This is a genomic window from Streptomyces sp. NPDC024632, from assembly GCF_055559175.1.
The window spans coordinates 38,938-57,331 of record NZ_JBVHLD010000012.1; the positions used below are offsets into that span (position 1 = coordinate 38,938).

The following is an 18,394-nucleotide window of genomic DNA, read 5'->3' on the forward strand; positions in this document are numbered from 1 at the left end:
GGTGGTCCGCCGCCGGACGGCGACGGGGTCTTGGGTCAAACGGAGGCCGGTGACGGCTGCGCCGCGTCGTGGGACCGCCGTGCGGCGCGCAGCGCGGACGGCAGACTCAGGGCCACGCAGCCGAGGGCGGTCAGCCCCATGACCCACAGCGCGCCGCGTACCCCGACCAGGTCACCGAGCAGACCGCATCCCACCGCCCCGATCAGGCCCGCCCCCGCGAGGCACACCTGGAGCGCGGCCATCGCGCGGCCGAGGGTGTCCTCCGACATGTCGGCGACGAGCACGGAACTGACGGCCACGTTGGCGACGGCGCCGAAGAAGACGGGCAGCCCGATGCCCATCGCGGCGCAGAAGGCGGCGAGGGGCAGCGGTCCCGCCGCCAGCGGCAGCAGCAGGCTGCACACCACCGCGCCGGTGAAGGACATCAGCATCACCCGCCGGGGGTCGCGGCCCGGGGCGAGCAGCCGTGCGGCGACGGCGGAACCGCCCAGGCCCATCAGCCCCGAGAGCGCGAACAGGGAACCGTAGGCGGCGGTCGGCAGATGGATCACCCGCAGCAGGAACGGGCCGGTGAGGGCGGTCACGCCCGCCATCGTCGCGGCGGGCACCACGATGAACAGGCCCAGCGCGCGGTGGAAGGCGTCACCGGTGAAGACGCGCATGCCCGCCATGGCGCCGCGCATCATGGTGAGGACCGACGGTGCGGGCCCGCGCGGCACGATGTCGGGTGAGCGCATCGTCATCAGCGCGGTCGCGCTGAGCAGATAGCTCGCCACGTCGACCGACAGCGCGGCGGCGGCGCCCAGCACCGCGATGGCGGGACCGGCCAACAGGCGCCCGACGAGCGCGGCTCCGTACTGTCCTGCCTGGAGTCTGGCGCGCGCACCGCCGATGCCTTCGGGGCCGACGAGTTGGCGCAGGTGCAGGAAGTAGACGGCCGCGGACAGGGTGGACGAGGCGCCCATGATCACGCAGAGCAGGCCGAGCCACAGCAGCGAGATGGCGCCGACGGCCAGGCCCAGCGCGACCACGCCGATGGCCGCCGCGCAGATCAGGTCCAGCAGGACGAGCGTGCGGCGAGGGTGGGCGATGCGGTCGGCGAGCGCGCCCGCGGGGAAGCCGAGCAGCAGGATCGGCGCGGTCGTGGCGGCGCTGATCAGGCCGATGGCGCCTGGCGAGGCGTGGAGGTGCACGACGGCCACGACGGGCAGCGCGATGGCGGTGAAGGTCGAGCCGAAGGCGGAGGCCGTCTGCCCGCACCAGTAGAGACTGACGTCACGTCCGACGGCGTTGCCCGGGTCCCCCGGGCCGGCGCTCTCGGGCGCCTGCGCCGGCTCGGCGATTTCCTGGTGGCTCATCAGTTCACCTCAACGGGCCGCGACGGAACGGGAGTACGCGCCGGCGAGTGCGTCCACGGTGAACAGCGGGTCGGGCGCGGGGGCGAGGAGTTGCGACAGGAACAGCAGCACCCCTGCCGAACCGCTCCACAGATCGGCGCTGAACCGCATGAGCTGGTCGCCGAGGAAACGGATACCGGTCTCGTGCGGCACCGCGAATTTGAACAGCCCGCACGCCGCACGGATCGCGTCGTCCCGGCCCCGGCCGTCACCGGTCAGCCGCCCGTACTCCGCGAGACCGAGGCCGAGGCCGGACAGTCCCTGCCACAGCCCCGACATCACGGTGTAGGTGGTGCGCGTCGAGGTCAGCAGCCGGGGCAGCGCGTCGGCGAGCCGTTCGTCGTCCACCGACCGCGTGTAGCGGGTGACGGTGTGCGCCATCGAGGCGGAACCGCAGTAGAGGTAGGGCAGGCTGCGGTTGTCGGTGGCCGAGATGGGAAAGGCGAGACCCGGCGAGTCCGGCTCGGTGGCACGGTCCAGCTCGGCGTGCAACAGCCGGACGCCGCGCGCGAGTTCGTCGTCCGCGCCGGTCACGGCGGCGAGCTGCTGGAGCAGCAGCGCGATCCCGGTGCGGCCGTGCACGAGGCCGGTGGCGTCGTTGGCGCCGAGGTACGGGGTGAGGTCGGCGTCGGCCGGCAGCGCCGCCGTCAGCTCCAGGGCCCGGTCGATGTGGTGCTCGTCGCGGGTGTGGCCGTACATCGCCAGGTGGGTGAGCGCGACCCCCGAGGTGCCGCCGTAGAGGGTCGCCGACGCTCCGGAGGCGATGATGGGGTGGCGGTCGGCGGCGGTGAGCAGATCCCTCGCCTCGTCCAGCATCCCCTGGTCGGCGAGCACCCATGCGATGCCCGCGGTGCCCGCGAACAGCCCCGGGGGCAGTTTCCCGACGCCGCCGAGCGCGTCGTGCCGCAGCCGCTCCAGCACGCCGTCGGGCAGTGCGCGGCCCGCCCGGGTCAGGGCGTGCACGACGCCCGCGGTGCCGAAGGCCAGGCACTGGGTGTTGCTCTGGTAGCCCTCGGCGATGGTGGGGAACACCCGGTCGGGGTGGGCCGGGTCGGCCATGGCCACCATGGCGTCGGCGGTACGGTCGCGCAGGTCGGCCAGGTGCCGCAGCGGGTCCGCGGCGACTTCCTCGGGCGTCGGGATGGGGGTGACGCCCTCCGCCGCGGGCCGCGGCCGGTGATACGCGACGGCCCGCTGCCACAGCGGCTCCGGCAGCGGCGCCCGCTCCAGCAGTTCGCGGCGCAGGTGCGCGAGGGTGTCGGGATTGCGCTGCGCCACCTGGTGGAAGGGCCCGATGAGCAGCAGGGCGAGGCCGGCCAGGCCGTACTTGTCGTGGATCAGCGGATCGTCGCCGACGAGTTCGGCGGGCGGGGTGTAGCCGGGCGTGCCCATCACCGGAGTGTCGTCGCTGTCCAGGCGCTGGGCGGCCTCGAAGTCGACCAGTCGGATGCCGTCGTCCTCGGTGACCATCACATTGCCGGGGCTGACGTCGACGAAGAGGTAGCCGGCCGTGTGCAGCCGGTGCAGCGTGCTCTCGATCTCCGCGAACAGCTTCTCGCACCGGCCGTAGTAGTCCCCGGCCGCTTCGGGTCCGCGGTCGACGCCGAGCATGACCTGGTTGGCGACCATCCAGCGCTGGAGCGTCGTGCCCTCGATGAACTCGGTGACGAGGAAGTCGTGCTCCCACTCGCGGAAGTAGGCGAGCGGCTCCGGGGCGAGGCCGGGCGCCGCGTCGTGCAGCGCGGTCAACGTCTGCCATTCGGAGCGGAGTTGGTCGGGTGCGGTGGTGTCGCCCATCGCCACGCCGGTGTGCGCGCGCGCCTCCTTGATGAAGACCTTGCGGCCGGTGGCCGTCTCCCGTCCCAGGTAGGCGCCGCCGGAGTTGGTGAACTGGAGCGCGTCTTCGAAGGCGAATCCGTGGAAGACGATCGGCCCGCCTCCGCCGGCGGCGGGCTCGTCCACGGAATCGGCGGCGGCATTGGCGCCCGCCTCCGCCCCGGCCTTCGCGACGGCTTTTTCGGCGGATACGGCAGCGGACTCGGCCGAGGACTTCGGCGCCGGGCGCGTCTCGACGAAGGGGTCGGTCATGCCCGCCGGGAGGTAGAAGGAGAAGCCCCTGCGGTCCTCCTCCAACTCGCCGTCGGTGCCGCGGACGAGCAGGGTGTGGGTGCCGTCGGCGTTGACGCGCTCGCGCGGGGCGAAGGCCCCGTAGCGGTAGTGGACCGTGCGCGAGTCCCGGTACCGCCTGTCGGTGAGGATGAACGGGCCTTCCTCGTCGGCCAGTTCGGTGCGCAGCCGTTCCATGAGGTCACGGGCCGCGGCGACGCTGGTGGGATACGCGGCGATGAACTTCCCGCTCTGCTGCCTGGCGGCCTGCTTGTGGTGGGTCCACCAGTAGAAGAGCCTGCCGGCGAGGTGCTTGAAGGCGACGTCCTGCTCGAAGCAGACGGCCGCGACGGTGTCGAGGACGTACGGCAGGCGGTCGGGCCGCGCGGACACGTGCACCTTCCAGCCGTCCTCGACACCGCGGAGCTGCTTGCCCCGGTGCCACATGGTCCAGATCCCCGACGGGGTCTCGGTCCACCCGTCCGGTACCGGCCCGGGCCGGTAGATCTCACCGCGGTCACGGGTGGTCTCCAGCGGCGCGTAGAACTCTCTGTCCGCCACGACGAACGGGAAGGGGATCATGGGCCTCTCCGATGTGGGACGCGAGGGGGCGGCGGCTCAGCAGCAGACGACGACGCTGGTCGCGCTCATCGACGCGACGGGGCTGCTGATCACCGACGTCGTGGGGTCCATCTCCTGGAGGCTCAGGGGGGATTCGGCGTGCGCCTCCACCTCGAATTCGCCCTCGCCGGCGTCCGCGCCTTCGGGCGCGTTCTCCTCGGCGGCGGATTCGGCGGAATCACTCATGGGTCGTCTCCTGTCGGTTCTCAGGTGTCGGAAGGGCCGCCCCGGAGGACAACGCGAGCGGGAAAGACGTGTGGGTGGCGCGTCCACGAGGACGCGCCACCCACCCAGCTCGGTCAGGCGCAGGCGGCCAGGCTGACCGTGCTGCCCGGGGCCTGGAGGCCGCCCAGCACACCCTCGCCCTGGTCGGGCTTGCTCACGCCCATCTCCTGGAGGTCCAGGGGGGATTCGGCGTGCGCCTCGACCTCGTTCTCGGGGGTCTCCGCGATGTCCTCGTTGGTGGGCTCGACGGAATCAGCCATGATCGTCTCCTCTTCTGGGCGGGGTACGAGCAGGTGGTGGGAACACCTCAGAAGCTAGGACCGGCCGTTTCGGAACCGGTGAAGCCGCGGTATAAGCGCGGTATCGTCCCAGGTGATGCGGGGTTGGTCCGAACTCTCACCAGCAGTCCCCGCATTGCCGGTTCGCCACAGGCACATCATCTGATATAAGTCGTCTGCCTGATGTCATTCATCTCAGCTCACGATCCCATCTCCGGATCAACGGGCGGGAAAGGTGAAACCGGATATGGCCGAACCAGCGCACGTCAGTCTGCGGCTCTCCGTCCTCGGCCCGCTGTCCGTCGGCACGGCCGAAGGCCCCTTCCCGCTCGGCCCGCTCAAACAGCGGCTGCTCCTGGCCATGCTGCTGTGCCGCCCCAACACCCCGGTCTCGCTGGCCTTGTTGACGGACACCTTGTGGGACGGCAATCCGCCGCGCACCGCGCGCAAGAACATCCAGGTGTACGTCTCCGCGCTGCGCAAGCTCCTCGATCGCGCGGGAGCGGGCGACCGGCTCGAGCACCACCCGGGCGGCTACCTGCTGCGGGTGCGCGACGACGAGTTGGACTCGCTGCGCTTCCAGGGCCTGGCCAGATCAGCCCGCGAGGCCGCCGGGCAGGGCGCGTTCGGCCCGGCGTCCCGGATGCTGCGCGAGGCGATGGGACTGCGGCAGGGGCCGCCGCTGCACGACCTGAGATTCTCCCCCACCGTCAGATCCGAGGCGGAGCGGCTCGACAGCCGCTACCTCCAGGTCTACGAGGACTGGGCCGAGGCCGAGTTGCGGCTGGGCCGGGCCACCGAAGTCGCCGACACTGTCGCCGATCTGGTGGAGCGTCACCCCGAGCGCGAACGGCTCAGGGCCGTCCAGATGAACGCGCTGTTCGACCAGGGGCGGCAGACGGAGGCCCTGGCGGCGTACGAGGGCCTGCGCCGGCTGCTCGCCGTCGAGTACGGGCTCCAGCCGAGCCCCGCGCTGGAGACGCTGTACCGCTCGATGCTCGACGGCGGCCCGCAGGAGCCCGGCGGCCCCTTCGCTCCGTCCGGCGCGCGGGCCGCGGCGCGGCGCTCCTGCGGAGTCCTCGGCGCCCTGCTCCCCCAGGACCTGGCCGACTTCACCGGCCGTGAACGCCAACTGCGCTTTCTGCTCGGGCTGTTGGGCAGTGACCGGCATCTGGCGGTCGTCACCGGGCCGGTCGGCACCGGTAAGACCGCGCTCGCGGTGCACACCGCGCACCGGCTCGCCGCGGAGTTCCCCGACGGCCGCGTACTGATCCGGATGCGCGACGCGGCCGGGCGTCCGCGCTCGGCCGCCTCGGTGGTCGCCGAGCTGGCCCGGATGGCGGACCTCCCCGGGCAGCGGGCGGCGGCCGTCGACGACGGGTCGGAGGACGCCGAGGAGGCCGCCGCCGCGTGGCGCGACTGGCTCGGGCCACGCCGGATCCTGCTGGTGCTGGACGACGCGGCCGACGAGGCGTCCGTACGGCCGCTGGTGCCGGACTCCGGCGGCAGCGCCGTACTGGTGACCTCCCGCGCTCAGTTGGCCGGACTGGTCTCCGCCGACCGGCTGGAACTGGCGCCCTTCGACCTCGGCGAGAGCCTCGAACTGCTCGGCCGGATCGTGGGCCACGAGCGGCTGCGGGCCTGTCCGGAGGCGGCCCGGCGCATCGTCACCGCGACCGGCATGCTGCCGCTCGCGGTCCGGGTCAGCGGTCTGAAGCTCGCGGTACGACGCCATCTGCCGCTCGGCGAGTACGCGGCGCGGCTGGCCGACGGCAGGACCGTACTGGACGAACTGGTCGCGGGCGACACGGATGTACGGCCGCGGCTGGCGAGCGGGTGGCGGGACCTGTCGGCGGCGGACCGGACCACGCTGTGTCTGCTGGGACACCTGCCGGAGGGGCCCTTCACGCTGCGGCAGGCCGCGGCGGCGCTCACCTGCGGCCAGGACGACGCGCTGCGCCGGCTGGAGTCCCTGCTCGACGCGGGCGCGCTGCTCGCCCCGGACAGCGAGGTCACCGCGCACGCCGCGCGGTACGAACTCCCGCGCCTGACAAGAGTCTACGCGCGTGAACAATCCCTCCTGGGGATGCGGCCACTCCCCCGGGCCACCGCCTGAGGGGCCTTCGGCGCAGGGCACACGCGACGGAACACGCCACCAGGCGCGCCGGTGAGCTGCGGATTTACCGTTTCCCAACCGTCCATGACCCCGACCTCGAACCGGCCCCGCCGAGACTTCGGTGGACGAGGAAGGGAGCACGCGATGGAACTCGCCGAACTCATGACGCTGCGCCCCGAACCCGGCGCGGGACTGCTCCTGACCGTCACCGGCCGCTGCCCCCTGCACTGCGCGCACTGCTCGACCGCCGCCACGATGGCCGCGGACGAGCCGGACGCGGACCGGCTGCGCGCCTTCGTCTCCACCTTCACCCCGGCCGAGCACCCTGCGGTGCTGATGATGACCGGCGGCGAGCCCTTGCTGCGGCCCGAGTTGGTCACCGACCTCGCCGCCACGGCGCGCGCGGCGGGTACCAGGACGGCGCTGCTGACCGGCGCCTTCTTCGTCGGCCGGGCGGACCACGGCGCGGGACACCTCACCTCCGGCGCCGGCCCGCTGCCCGCTCCCGTGCCCGATTCCGCGCCTGTTCCCGAGCGGATCTGGCGGGCCGTCACCTCCGTCGACCACTTCTCGGTGAGCCTTGACGCCTTCCATGAGCGCGAGGTCGACCGCAGGTCCGTATTCGGCCTGATCCGGCGGGTGTTGGAGGCCGGAGTGGCCACCAGTTTCCACCTGGTCGGCGCCGGCCCCGACGACCCCTACCTCGCGGACGTCACCGCCGACATCCGCCGTACCTTCGGCGACCGCGTCCCGATGCTCGTCAACTCTTTGCGCCGGGTGGGACGCGCCGCGTCCTGGGCCGCCGCGAACACGGCGCTGCCCGGTGCCGCGCTGCCCGGTACCGCGGCGCCCGACCCCGAGCGGGCGCTGCCGTGCTCGATGGCCGCGTGGCCGGTGGTGGCCGCCGACGGCACGGTGGTCGCCTGCTGCAATCAGCGGGTCGTCGACCGCAGGCCCGCCCCGCGTCACCTGACGCTCGGTCACATCGCCACCGACGACTGGCAGTCGGTCGCCGTACGGGCGCGTACCTCTCCGGTCCTGCGGATGATCAGGACGGTCGGCCCGGCCCACCTCCTGCACCGGTACGGCGGCGCGGAGCAGGCGGCCGCGCGCCCCGACTACTGCGCGGGCTGCCGGGCACTCGGTGACCATCCGGAGGCGCTGGCCGCGGCGAGTGCGGCGGCCAGCGGGCCCGTGGGGGCGCTGCTCGACCGGTACGCGGCCCGCGGCCAGGTCGAGGCGGGCGCGGCCACGCTGGTGCGGCGGCACGGCTGCGCGCCCTACGCGGACCTGGTCGACCTGCCCGGAGCGCGGCGATGACCACGGTCGGTACGGCGGGCGCGGGCGCCGCGCTGCGGGTCCGGCTGCTGCTGACGGCCCCCGCCGTGCGGGCGACGACCGCGGCCGTGTGGCGACCGCCCGGACTCGCCGCGCGCTACGCCACGTATCTGACGGTGATGCACGGAGTCGTCCGCGCCTCGGTGCCGCTGATGGAACGGGCGGTGGCGCGGCTGGCGGAATTCGGCCCGCGCGACCCGTTGTGCGAGCCGCTCACGGACTATCTGCGGGAGCACATCGAGGAGGAGCGCGGCCACGACGACTGGCTGCTCGGTGACATCACCGCGCTGGGCGGGGAACCAGCGGCGGTCCTCGCCGAGCAGCCCATACCCGGCGTCGCGCGCCTGGCGGGCGCGCAGTACTACTGGATCGAGCACCACCATCCGGTAGCGCTGCTCGGCTACATCGCGGTGCTGGAGAGCAACGCGCCCGCGCCCTGGCTGGCGGACCGGATCGCCGCCGCGGGCGTGCCGGAGGCGGCGCTGCGCACGGTACGCGGCCACGCCGAACTGGACACCGGGCACACCGCCGCGCTCTTCGCGCTGCTCGACGCGCTGCCGTTGGACCAGGCCCAGGTACGCGCGGTCGTGATGAGCGCGCTGCACACCGTGGACGGACTTGTGGAGCTTTTCGCGCGCATCGGCCGGACAGCGGAGCCGGAACACCTCAGGGAAGGGACGTACACCTCATGAGTGACACGGCGGCGCGGGGCGGGGAGAGCGCGGAGCGGGCAGGCGACGGAGCCGACGACGCGCTGGTGGTGCTGGAGTCGCACGGCTTCGGCGTCGGCGAACTCACCGACGAACAGCGCGAGGTGCTGCGCGGGCTGAGCAGTCAGGAGCTGTCGATGATGCTCGACATCAAGGCCCGGCTGGACGAGGTGGGTCCCGAGGTGCAGGCCCACAGCGAGATCGCCGGCGGGGCGCTCTTCTGACATCTCCCCGCGACCGGGGTCCACACCATCGGGAAGAGACCGGGGTCCACACCATCGGGAAGACACGGGGAAGGGACGGGGAGACGAGATGACCACGCGCTGCGCCTCGTGCGACGGCGACCTGCCGCAGGACGCGCGCTTCTGCCCGTCCTGCGGCACACCGGCCGACTCCCCCGCACCCGTGACGGCGGTCGAGGAGCGCAAGGTCGTCTCCGTCGTCTTCTGCGACCTCGTCGGCTCGACGGCGCTGTCCGGTGTGCTCGACCCGGAGACGCTGCGCACGGTGGTGCTGCGCTATTTCGACCTGATGCGCGAGTGCCTGGAGCAGTTCGGCGGCACGGTCGAGAAGTTCATCGGCGACGCGGTGATGGCCGTCTTCGGCGTGCCGGTGACGCACGAGGACGACGCGGCGCGGGCGCTGGCCGCGGGCCTGGCGATGCTCGACGCCATACAGCGGCTCAACGAAACGGAGTTGGAGCCGACGCTCGGCATTCGGATCGGTGTCCGGATCGGCATCAACACCGGCCCGGTGGTCACGGCCTCGGATGTGTCGTCCCGTCAGGCACTGGTGTCGGGCGAGACGGTGAACGTCGCGGCCCGGCTGGAGCAGAACGCCGGTGAGGGCGAGGTCCTGATCGGTCCCGAGAGCCGCAGGGCCGCGGGGGCGACAGCGGTCACCGAGCGCGTCGGCCCCTTGCGGTTGAAGGGCAAGGAGGACGCGGTCACCGCCTACCGGCTGCTGGACGTGGTCGAGGAGGAGCCGGAGCTGACCCGCCGCTTCGATGTGCCCTTCGTCGGCCGGGACCGTGAACTGGACGCTCTGTGGGCGACGTTCCGCGCCGTCGCGGACCGCGCCGGGCGCGGCCCGAATCTGGTGACGGTCCTCGGTGAGGCCGGGATGGGCAAGACCCGGCTGATCCACGAGTGGCGCAAACGGTCGGGCCGCGCCTTCCGCTACGGCTCGGGCCGCTGCCGCACGTACGGTGAACGCGGCAGCCTGGCGCCGCTGGCCGACGCCGTGAGCCAACTCCTGGACGCCTTCCCGGAGATCGCCCAGTCCCCGGCGCGCGCGGGAGAGCCCTCCCCCGAGCGCCAGGAGATCGACGCGGCGCTGGCCGTACTGTCGGCCGGGCTGCTGGAGGACGGCACACCGAATCCGTCGACCGACGACACCTGCGCGGCGCTGACCGGTCTGCTGGCCGCGCTCGCGCGCAGACGGCCGGTCGTGCTGGTGCTGGACGACCTCCAGTGGGCGAGCGACCCGCTGCTGACGATGGTCAGCGCGCTCAGCGCCGAACTCACCGCGTCCGCTGTGCTGTTCGTCTGCGCGGCCCGCCCCGACCTGCTCGACCGCGGCGCAGGCTGGGGCGAGGGCGGCCCGCGCTCGCTCTCCTTGACGCTGCCCGGTCTGACGGCGACGGAGGCCGAGGCGGTGGCCGAAGCGCTGACCGAGGTCGGGGCGCACTGGGACGGCGGGGCGCCGTCCCAAGAGGGGGGTACGGGCGTGCCGCCGCAGGTGCTGGAGTCCGCGGGCGGCAATCCGTTCTATCTGGAACAGCTCATCGCCGCTCTCGCGCAGCCCGAGTCCGGCTACCGCCCCGACGGCGGAGGCGATGTGCCGACAACCTTGCAGGCGCTGCTCGGCGCCCGGATCGGGGCGCTCGGCCGGGCGGAGCGCGCGGCGCTGGACATCGCGGCCGTGGTGGGCCGGGAGTTCAGCGCCGACGAGGTGGCCGAGCTGGTGGGCGGGGACCGGGAAGGCGCGCCCGGCGGCGCGCTGCACGACGCGGACCCGCCCTCGGCGGAGACCGGGTCCGGCGACCCGGCGCTGGACGGCGCGGTCGGCGCGGCGCTCGGCATGCTCAGCAGTCACCGCCTGCTGCGGCCCGCGGACCGGCAGGGGCCTTCCCCGTACCGGCTGCGCTTCAGCAGCGGTCTCGTGCACGAGGTCACGTATCAGTCGATGGCCAAGCGGACGAGGGCGGAGCGGCACGAGCGGGCCGCGGCGGCGCTGTCCGCGCGGCTGGCGGGCGGCGGCACGGCGGCGGGGAGCGCGGGGGAAGGCGCCGCCCCGTACGGCGGCGTCCTGTTCGGCGGTGGCGCTCCCGGTACGCGCGGCGCCGAGGATGCCGCCGCCGTGGCGGGCCACTTGGAGCGCGCCTACCGCTACCGCGCCGAGTTGGGCACGCTCGGCCCGCAGACGGACGAACTGCGCCTGCGGGCCGCCGCGTTGCTGATCGAGGGCGGTTCCAGGGCGCTCGCGCGCTCGGATCTGGCGTGGGCGGGCGGGCTGCTGGAGCGGGCGGTGGAGCTGACCGTCGAGGGCGAGCCGGAGTGGGCCGCGGCGGCCCGGCGGTTCGGTGACGTGCTGCTGGCGACCGGGCGGACGGACGAGGGCCGGGCGCTGCTGCTGCGCGTGCTCGCCGCCGCGGACGCCACGCCGGGTGACGCGGTGCGGCCGGTGGAGGCCGCGCACGCCGACCTCGCCCTGGCCGCGGTGTCGGCGGCCCCCGACGGGAGCAGCGCGGGGAGCGTCGCCCAGCGGACGCTGCCGGTCTTCGAGAGCGCGGGCGACGACCTCGGGCAGGCACGGGCGTGCATCCGGCTGGCGCAGGAGCGGCAGTTGCACGGCAGGCACGGCGAGGCCGATGTCCTGCTCTCCCGCGCCCTGGACCACGCGCGCCGCTCGGGCGCCGAGCCCGAACGGGCCCTGGCGCTGGGCGCGATCGGCGTCTCGCTGTGGCGCGGGCCCGAGCCGGTGCCCTCGGCGGTCTCGCGCAGTCGCCGCCTGCTGGCGGAGCACGGCGACCGTCGCCCCACCGTACGGCTGACCCTCAACTGCCCGCTGGCCGTGCTGTTCGCGCTCCAGGAGCGCTGGGACGACGCGCACGCCTGCCTCGCCGGGGCGGAGCGGCTGGCCGGTGAACTCGGTTACGCCGAGGGCCGGGTGGTGCTGCCGCTGTTCGCCGCGGCCGTGGCGACGCTGGCGGGCGACGGGAGCCGGGCGCTCGGTCTGCTGGACGAAGCGGACGGCGCCGCACGGGAGTTGCAGGCCGAGGCCCTGCGGGACGCGGTGGCCAGGGACGCGGCGCGGCTGCTGGTGGACGCGGGCCGTCACGACGAGGCCGCGGCCAGGCTGGCCACCGCGCCGGACCCCGGACACACGGCACTCGCCGCCTCGGACGCCGCCGACCTCGACGGGCTGCTGGCCAGGATCGCCGCGGCGCGCGGCGCGGCCGAGGAGGCCGCACCGCTGGCGGAGCGGGCGGTGCGGACCGCGTCCGGCACCGACTCGCCCGTCGTCCTGGCGGTGGCCTGGCTCGACCGGGCCGACGTGCTGCGCCGGGCGGGCCGTACCGAGGAGTCCGCGAGCGCCGCCGCGCAGGCCGCCCGGCACTTCGGCGCCAAGGGCCATGTGCCGGGGGCGCGCCGCGCCGTGCGATGGCGGGAGGGTCCGCCGTGAGGCGCCAGGACCAGGGGCACCGGAGCCGCGGGCGCCGACCGGCGCCCGTCCGCTCCCGCTCCGGCCTCTCGGGCCACCACCGCATCGGAAGGCGACAACGCCAGAACGCGAAAGGCTGCTGATGAAAACCGCCGAACACGGCGCCGGCCCCGGACTCACCTGGACGCTGCGCGGCAAGCGCCCCGAGGACGTGCTGATCACCGCCGACGGCGAGCTGCCCGCGCTCGACCGGAGCTGGGACGACGCGCGCGGCGCCGGGGTGCGGGTGTGCGTGGTGGACTCGGGTGTCGAGGACGGCCATCCGCTGATCGGCCCGGTCGACGGCGCGTGGACGGTGCGCAAGGACGAGACGGGCACCAGCGTGGTCGAGACGACGGCGACCGACACGTGCGGGCACGGCACGGCCTGCGCGGGCATCATCCGCAGGACCGCGCCGGATTGCGAGCTGTACAGCGTGCAGGTGCTCGGCAAGGGGTTCGGCGGGACCGGCGACGTCCTGCTCGCGGGACTGCGCTGGGCGATCCGGCAGGGCTTCGACGTGATCAATCTCAGCCTGTCCACGACGAGGCCGCAGTTCGCCGAGGAGTTGCGGGTCCTCGCCGACGAGGCGTACTTCCGGGGGACGGCGATCGTCGCCTCCGCGCACAACACTCCGGTGGAGAGCTACCCGTGGCGCTTCGCCTCGGTGATCTCGGTGGGCAGCCACCAGGAGGACGATCCCGATCTGCACCTGTACAACCCGAGCCCGCCGGTCGAGTTCTTCGCGCCGGGACAGAACGTCCAGGTGGCGTGGCTCGGCGGGGCGACGATCAGGACGACGGGCAACAGCTTCGCCACGCCGTACATCGCCGGGCTCTGCGCCCGCATTCTGTCCCGGCACCGCCGGATGACGACCTTCCAGCTCAAGAACGCGCTCTACCTTTCCGCGGCCAACGTCCAACTGGGCATCAGGGGTGCTTCGTGACACAGAGCAACACAGCGACGGATCCGCTGTCGCAGGAGTTGATGCAGTCGGTGGTCGACACGGCACGGGCCATCTTCGGCGCCCAGGCCAGTTCGGTGTTCCTGCTGGACGAGTCGAGCCACGAGCTGGTCTTCCAGGCCGTCTCGGGCCAGGGCGAGAGCTTCCTGGTGGGGCGGCGTTTCCCGGCCGAGAGCGGGATCGCGGGATGGGTGGTCTCCTCGGGTGAGCCGATGGTGGTGGACGACCTGTCGCACAGCGCGTCCTTCGACCGGGACTTCGCGGAGTCCACGGAGTACGTGCCCGATTCGCTGATGGCCGCGCCGCTGACGCACGGTGACCGGGTGCTGGGGGTGCTGGAAGTCCTCGATCCCGTGCCGCAGTCCAGGTCGAGCCTGGACGAACTGGATCTGCTGGCGCTCTTCGCCCGGCACGCGGCGGCGGCGCTGCGGGTGGTCGTGGACCGCGCGCGGCCCGCCGACAGCGGCTCGCTCGGCGGTGACGGGCGCGCGGCGGCGCTGCGGATGGCCGAGGATCTGCGGCGGCTGCTGGAGACCTCCGCCTGAGCCGGGGAGCCCTCCGCTCAGCCCGTGGGCGCCGCCCCGGACCCGCACCGACCTGCGACGCGCCGGAAGGGAGGGACGGGAGATCTCAGGGTGTTCACAGGTGCGAGTTGTCCCCTGAACAGGTGACAATGAGTAGGGTGTGTTCCTCCGGCCCCGGATCATCTGCCTAGCCTGAGCCGGGGAGAGGGAGGTGGCCGTGACACGACGAATATCCTTCGGCCGCCGCCTCCCGACGCCCCACCCCGACCTCTCGCCGCAGGTGTCGGTCGCCGGGCGGACACCGCCGGTGCTCACCGCGCTGCCGTACGTGTTCATGGCCGTGGTCGCCGTGGTGGACGTGAGCGTCGGGACCAGTGTCGGCCTGCTGCCGCTGGTCTCGCTCGGCCCCGCCTTCTCCGGTCTGGTCGGCGGCTGGCGGCGGACCGCCCTGGTCGGGGCCCTGGCCGTCGCGCTCGTGTGCGCCTTGGGCGTCTACGACGGCCTGTTCGAGGAGCGGCGCGGTTTCAGCGCCCTCGCCTCGGTGATCGGCGTGACGGTCGCCGGAGTGATCGCCGCCGTGATGCGCCAGCGCCGCGAGACCGAATTCGCCAACGTACGGTCGATCGCGGAGGTCGCCCAGCGCGTCCTGCTGCGCCCCGTACCGCGCAGCGCGGGCCACCTGCGCACGGCCGTGTCGTACACCTCCGCCGTCGCCGAGGCGCGCATAGGCGGCGATCTGTACGAGGTCGTCGCGTCGCCGGTCGGCGTGCGGGTGATCATCGGCGATGTGCAGGGCAAGGGCCTCGAAGCGGTGGAGACCGCCGCCGTGGTGCTCGGCGCCTTCCGTGAGGCCGCGCACGACGAACGGGACCTGACGGGCGTCGGCGAGCGGGTGCAGCGGGCCGCCGACCGGGCGCTGAGCGGCGAGAAATTCGTCACCGCGATCATCGCCGAGATCAGCGAGGAGCGCGGCGCGACCCTCCTCAACTTCGGCCATCCCGCGCCGATGGTGCTGCGCCAGGACGGCGGCGCGTGCTTCCCCGAGCCGCCGCAGTACGCGATGCCGCTGGGGCTCGGCGTGCACGGCGGTGACGCTCCCGAGCCGTTCGCCGTCCCCTTCGGACCCGGCGACCAGATGCTGCTCTACACCGACGGTGTCACCGAGGCCCGCGACCACACCGGCGCCTTCTATCCGCTGGGGCAGCGCGCGCACTTCCTCAAGGACCCTGATCCGGAAGCCGCGTTGGAGGCGCTGCGGACCGATCTGGTGCAGCACACGGAGGGGCCGCTGCACGACGACGCGGCGATGCTGCTGCTGCGCTTCCGCGACCCCGGACCGGCGTTCGCCGCCTTCGACGGCGACTGAAGGCCCGGACGACACCGGCGCGGGTAAAGGGTTCGCAATGTGCGGATGCCTCGCCGTGCGGTCCGTGACGGGTTGTCCGCAATGAGCGACCGACCCCACCCGAACACCCCTGCGAACACCGGTGTCGCGTCATAGAGTGTCGAGCCGTACACGCGGGCGGAGGCACGCACCGTTTGCCGATCGCGGTTGGAGGAGATCCCGGTGACGCTGCGCGCGTCCAGAGGCGGACCGGTCCCGCCGGACCACCCGGCCGTGTCCGCGGCGCACCTCCAGCGCGACGAGGCGGCGGCGCTCACGCTCTACCGGACCCTGCGCGACATGGGCGAGGGACGGATCGCGGAGGTCGCGGAGGCGGCCGGTCTGGACGCCGCGGAATCCGCGGGCGGCTGGCGGCGGCTGGACGAGCTGGGCCTGATCCGGATCGTGGGCGCGGTCGTCGAACCGGTCGACCCGGACGCGGCCATGGCGCACGCGATGGACACCTACAACGAGAACACCGCCAGGCAACTGCGGGACGCGCACTCGTTGCGCCGGGTCACCGAGTCCCTGATGACCGTCTTCCGCCCGGCCGTCGCCCGTGACTCGGCCGATGTCGCGGTGGAGCGGCTCGGCGACCGCAAGCGCAGGACGCGTACGGTGCGGGACCTGAACGCCGCCGTCCTGGACGCCTGCGACTCGATGCACCCCGGTCCGATGCCCCCGGCCGAGGCGCTGGAGGCGTCGCTCGACGAGGACGCGAAGCTGACCTCGCGCGGCATCCGGGTCCGGGTGATCTACCCCGAGTCGCTGCTGCGCTCCCCCAAGTACACCTGGTATCTGCACCGGTTGCTCGACATCGGCGTCGAGGTGCGGCTCCTGGAGCACTCGCCCTTCGACATCCTGCTCTTCGACCGGCACACCGCGTGCGTGCCCGGCGACCCCGAACGGCCGGGCGAGTCCATGCTGTTGATCCGCGGCTCCGCCCTCCTGAAGGGCTACACCGCGCTGTACGAGGACTACTGGCTGCGCGCCTCCCCCGTCGTCCTCGCCGCGCCGCCCGCGCCCGCCGAGGGCCCGGAGGTCAACGACCAGGAGCGCACGGTCATCCGGCTGATGGCGAGCGGGCTGAGCGACGACCAGATCGCCCGGAAGATGGGCGTGCACCGCCGCACGGTCCAGCGCGCGGTCGCCAAACTGATGGACCGCCTCAATGCCTCAAGCCGCTTCGAGGCGGGTCTCAAACTCGCCCGCGACCCGGCCCTGATGAAGGTCTACCCGCTGAACTGACCGGCCCAGGGTCACCCGTTGACGGCCGTGACGTACCAGCGGGGGCGCCACCAGGCCCAGGTGGTGCCCCCGCCGACTGCCTTCGGCGGCCTCCACACCAGGTGGAGTGCCGCCTCCGGCAGCCCCGGCCCGCGGACATTCGGGGGATCCACGGGCCGGAAGTCGTGTCGCCGCGGCGGTCCGGCGGTCGCCCGCGGCGGGTGGTGCGCACGCGGGATCTCCGCGTGATGGTGATCGGCCTGCCGACAACTCCCTCGCTACGCCTGAACGTTCACGAGCCCTCCCGGAGCCGACGGCATGCCGTTCCCCCCGAGGCCGCGCACCGGCCGAAGTCACCTTCGGCGCCGTACCCGACCACACCTCGATCTTTGCCCACCCGACAACCGCTGGCTACGAACCCCCGAGTACGTAATGCCCGGTGAACGGCTTCGCGCAGGCCACCTGAGGTGTCCAAAAGGAGACAGCGACCCAACTGGACAACGGTGGCGGCGGTGTAGCGAGCGCGCTTGCCAACTGCCACTGGTCGGTACGTCGTCGCAGGTCAACGGCGTTGCCACGGACGGCGACCGACCACTGACGCAGGGCGGGATTCGACCGCTGAGGACGGGTTTGCGCAGGTGGTGGGGGCCGGCCAAGTCGGTTGACACCCCATGCGTCCAGCGAACACGATCGACTGGTAAGCGCATTCTGCGGCTGGGCACGCCACTGGTCAGTCCGGGCGCGGGCCGAGCATCCGGGGGGAACGGTCATGACGCGCGGCTCGAACAGCACCACCCCGCTCATCCGCGGGTTTCTGCGGCAGGCCCGCAAGGATTACGCGGGGCCGCCGGAGCCGGGCAGCGGGCACACGGGACACCGCCCCGCCGGGCTGAGCCAGCAGGCGGTGGCGCACCGGATGGACATCTCGCCGCGGCTGTACCAGGACTGGGAGGGCGGCGGCCGGCCGGTGCCGGTCCACCGGCTGGACAGCCTCGCGAGCACCCTCGGCCTCGACCCGTACCAGCGCGACGAGTTGTGGTTCATCGTGACCGGCGGCTTCGCGCCGACCGGCCCGGCGCAGCCGGACCTGGAGGCGATGAGCGGCTGGCGGCTGTACCTGCGCGCGCTCCAGGTGCCCGCGCTCGTTCTCGACAGCACGTGGCGGATCCACGAGGACAACGCGGCCTGGCGCGGCCTGTTCGAGCCCGAGGGCCAGCGGCCGCCGGCGAATCTGCTGCGCTTCATCCTCTTCTCGCCCTACGCGCGACGCCTGTGCGGGGACTGGCAGGCGAGTTGGGCGGTGCCGTACCTGCGGCAGCTCAGGCTGGAGGCGGGGATCAGCGAAGAGCCGGAGCTGCGGCGTATCGTCGCGGAGCTGCAACTCGACCCGGAGCTGGGCGTGTTGTGGCAGACGGTCGGCCGGGGCGGACGGATGGCGCTGCACAACGACGGTCAGGTCCGGCTGCTGATCCCGCCGGGCGGCCGTGCCCCGTACCGCGTACGCACCCTGGTCTCCTCCCCCGCCCACAACCCCCGTGTGCGGATGGTGACCTTGCTGCCGACACCCGTCGAGGCGACCGTGATCGCCCACGAACCGCTGGTGTCGCTGCCGCCGACCGCCGCGTGACATCGGTGACGAGAGCGGCGCGAGCGACGGGAACGGCGGCATCGGCGGGAGCACGGCCGCGGACCCGGAGCGCATCTTCCGTACCCGCGGCCGAACGCCTCGCGACGCCTTACGGCTGTCGCGGTCCTCACGGCTGACGCGGTGCTCGCGCTGTTGACGCCGTGCGCGCCGT

Annotated in this window: 14 protein-coding genes; 10 read left to right on the plus strand and 4 right to left on the minus strand. The window is 73.3% G+C overall.

Annotation, left to right across the window (positions count from 1 at the left end; all coding sequences use genetic code 11):
* Positions 1-35: 35 nt before the first annotated feature.
* The 4 genes from ACZ37P_RS24415 to ACZ37P_RS24430 all read right to left on the minus strand — a co-directional run bounded on the left by ACZ37P_RS24415 (position 36) and on the right by ACZ37P_RS24430 (position 4,609).
* Complete coding sequence (locus ACZ37P_RS24415) at positions 36-1,358, minus strand: MFS transporter (protein WP_355340790.1); 1,323 nt, start codon at positions 1,356-1,358, stop codon at positions 36-38.
* A 9-nt stretch (positions 1,359-1,367) separates the two neighbouring features.
* Complete coding sequence (locus ACZ37P_RS24420) at positions 1,368-4,085, minus strand: class III lanthionine synthetase LanKC N-terminal domain-containing protein (RefSeq protein WP_467348602.1); 2,718 nt, start codon at positions 4,083-4,085, stop codon at positions 1,368-1,370.
* A 36-nt stretch (positions 4,086-4,121) separates the two neighbouring features.
* On the minus strand, positions 4,122-4,310 hold the full coding sequence (locus tag ACZ37P_RS24425) for a hypothetical protein (protein ID WP_355340796.1): 189 nt from the start codon (positions 4,308-4,310) through the stop codon (positions 4,122-4,124).
* Between the two features lie 113 nt (positions 4,311-4,423).
* Complete coding sequence (locus ACZ37P_RS24430) at positions 4,424-4,609, minus strand: hypothetical protein (RefSeq protein ID WP_188283862.1); 186 nt, start codon at positions 4,607-4,609, stop codon at positions 4,424-4,426.
* 265 nt (positions 4,610-4,874) lie between these two features.
* Between ACZ37P_RS24430 and ACZ37P_RS24435 the strand changes: the two genes are divergently transcribed.
* The 10 genes from ACZ37P_RS24435 (at position 4,875) to ACZ37P_RS24480 (ending at position 18,222) form a co-directional block, all read left to right on the plus strand.
* Positions 4,875-6,743 (plus strand): AfsR/SARP family transcriptional regulator, encoded by a 1,869-nt coding sequence (locus ACZ37P_RS24435; RefSeq protein WP_467348603.1) that lies wholly within the window; start codon positions 4,875-4,877, stop codon positions 6,741-6,743.
* Between the two features lie 144 nt (positions 6,744-6,887).
* On the plus strand, positions 6,888-8,063 hold the full coding sequence (locus tag ACZ37P_RS24440) for a radical SAM protein (RefSeq protein WP_355340802.1): 1,176 nt from the start codon (positions 6,888-6,890) through the stop codon (positions 8,061-8,063).
* Positions 8,060-8,773, plus strand: coding sequence for an iron-containing redox enzyme family protein (locus ACZ37P_RS24445; protein ID WP_355340805.1), 714 nt, complete (start codon positions 8,060-8,062; stop codon positions 8,771-8,773). The genes ACZ37P_RS24440 and ACZ37P_RS24445 overlap by 4 nt, the downstream gene beginning before the upstream one ends.
* Positions 8,770-9,015 carry an aroma-sacti cluster domain-containing protein gene (locus ACZ37P_RS24450; protein ID WP_355340808.1) on the plus strand — a complete coding sequence of 82 codons (246 nt, stop codon included), beginning with the start codon at positions 8,770-8,772 and terminating at the stop codon, positions 9,013-9,015. Before ACZ37P_RS24445 ends, ACZ37P_RS24450 begins: the two co-directional genes overlap by 4 nt.
* Positions 9,016-9,103: 88 nt before the next feature.
* Positions 9,104-12,478 (plus strand): AAA family ATPase, encoded by a 3,375-nt coding sequence (locus ACZ37P_RS24455; protein ID WP_467348606.1) that lies wholly within the window; start codon positions 9,104-9,106, stop codon positions 12,476-12,478.
* Positions 12,479-12,599: 121 nt separating this feature from the next.
* Positions 12,600-13,442 (plus strand): S8 family peptidase, encoded by an 843-nt coding sequence (locus tag ACZ37P_RS24460; protein ID WP_355340814.1) that lies wholly within the window; start codon positions 12,600-12,602, stop codon positions 13,440-13,442.
* 41 nt (positions 13,443-13,483) lie between these two features.
* A complete protein-coding gene (locus ACZ37P_RS24465) occupies positions 13,484-14,005 on the plus strand; it encodes a GAF domain-containing protein (protein WP_188285584.1) in 522 nt (173 codons plus the stop codon).
* Positions 14,006-14,318: 313 nt separating this feature from the next.
* Positions 14,319-15,350, plus strand: a complete 1,032-nt coding sequence (locus ACZ37P_RS24470; protein WP_467348789.1) for a PP2C family protein-serine/threonine phosphatase — start codon at positions 14,319-14,321, stop codon at positions 15,348-15,350.
* Between the two features lie 201 nt (positions 15,351-15,551).
* Entirely contained in the window at positions 15,552-16,616 is a 1,065-nt protein-coding gene (locus tag ACZ37P_RS24475; RefSeq protein ID WP_355340817.1) for a helix-turn-helix transcriptional regulator, read from the plus strand.
* A 748-nt stretch (positions 16,617-17,364) separates the two neighbouring features.
* The gene (locus tag ACZ37P_RS24480) at positions 17,365-18,222 is read left to right on the plus strand and encodes an MmyB family transcriptional regulator (protein ID WP_355340820.1); all 858 of its coding nucleotides are present in this window, start codon (positions 17,365-17,367) and stop codon (positions 18,220-18,222) included.
* Positions 18,223-18,394: the final 172 nt, after the last annotated feature.

What these genes read in the sequence shown, in the direction of transcription:
- ACZ37P_RS24415 (WP_355340790.1), bottom strand. Translation starts at nt 1,358, where the DNA reads ATGAGCCACCAGGAAATCGCCGAGCCGGCGCAGGCGCCCGAGAGCGCC.
- ACZ37P_RS24420 (WP_467348602.1), bottom strand. Translation starts at nt 4,085, where the DNA reads ATGATCCCCTTCCCGTTCGTCGTGGCGGACAGAGAGTTCTACGCGCCG.
- ACZ37P_RS24425 (WP_355340796.1), bottom strand. Translation starts at nt 4,310, where the DNA reads ATGAGTGATTCCGCCGAATCCGCCGCCGAGGAGAACGCGCCCGAAGGC.
- ACZ37P_RS24430 (WP_188283862.1), bottom strand. Translation starts at nt 4,609, where the DNA reads ATGGCTGATTCCGTCGAGCCCACCAACGAGGACATCGCGGAGACCCCC.
- ACZ37P_RS24435 (WP_467348603.1), top strand. Translation starts at nt 4,875, where the DNA reads ATGGCCGAACCAGCGCACGTCAGTCTGCGGCTCTCCGTCCTCGGCCCG.
- ACZ37P_RS24440 (WP_355340802.1), top strand. Translation starts at nt 6,888, where the DNA reads ATGGAACTCGCCGAACTCATGACGCTGCGCCCCGAACCCGGCGCGGGA.
- ACZ37P_RS24445 (WP_355340805.1), top strand. Translation starts at nt 8,060, where the DNA reads ATGACCACGGTCGGTACGGCGGGCGCGGGCGCCGCGCTGCGGGTCCGG.
- ACZ37P_RS24450 (WP_355340808.1), top strand. Translation starts at nt 8,770, where the DNA reads ATGAGTGACACGGCGGCGCGGGGCGGGGAGAGCGCGGAGCGGGCAGGC.
- ACZ37P_RS24455 (WP_467348606.1), top strand. Translation starts at nt 9,104, where the DNA reads ATGACCACGCGCTGCGCCTCGTGCGACGGCGACCTGCCGCAGGACGCG.
- ACZ37P_RS24460 (WP_355340814.1), top strand. Translation starts at nt 12,600, where the DNA reads ATGAAAACCGCCGAACACGGCGCCGGCCCCGGACTCACCTGGACGCTG.
- ACZ37P_RS24465 (WP_188285584.1), top strand. Translation starts at nt 13,484, where the DNA reads ATGCAGTCGGTGGTCGACACGGCACGGGCCATCTTCGGCGCCCAGGCC.
- ACZ37P_RS24470 (WP_467348789.1), top strand. Translation starts at nt 14,319, where the DNA reads ATGGCCGTGGTCGCCGTGGTGGACGTGAGCGTCGGGACCAGTGTCGGC.
- ACZ37P_RS24480 (WP_355340820.1), top strand. Translation starts at nt 17,365, where the DNA reads ATGACGCGCGGCTCGAACAGCACCACCCCGCTCATCCGCGGGTTTCTG.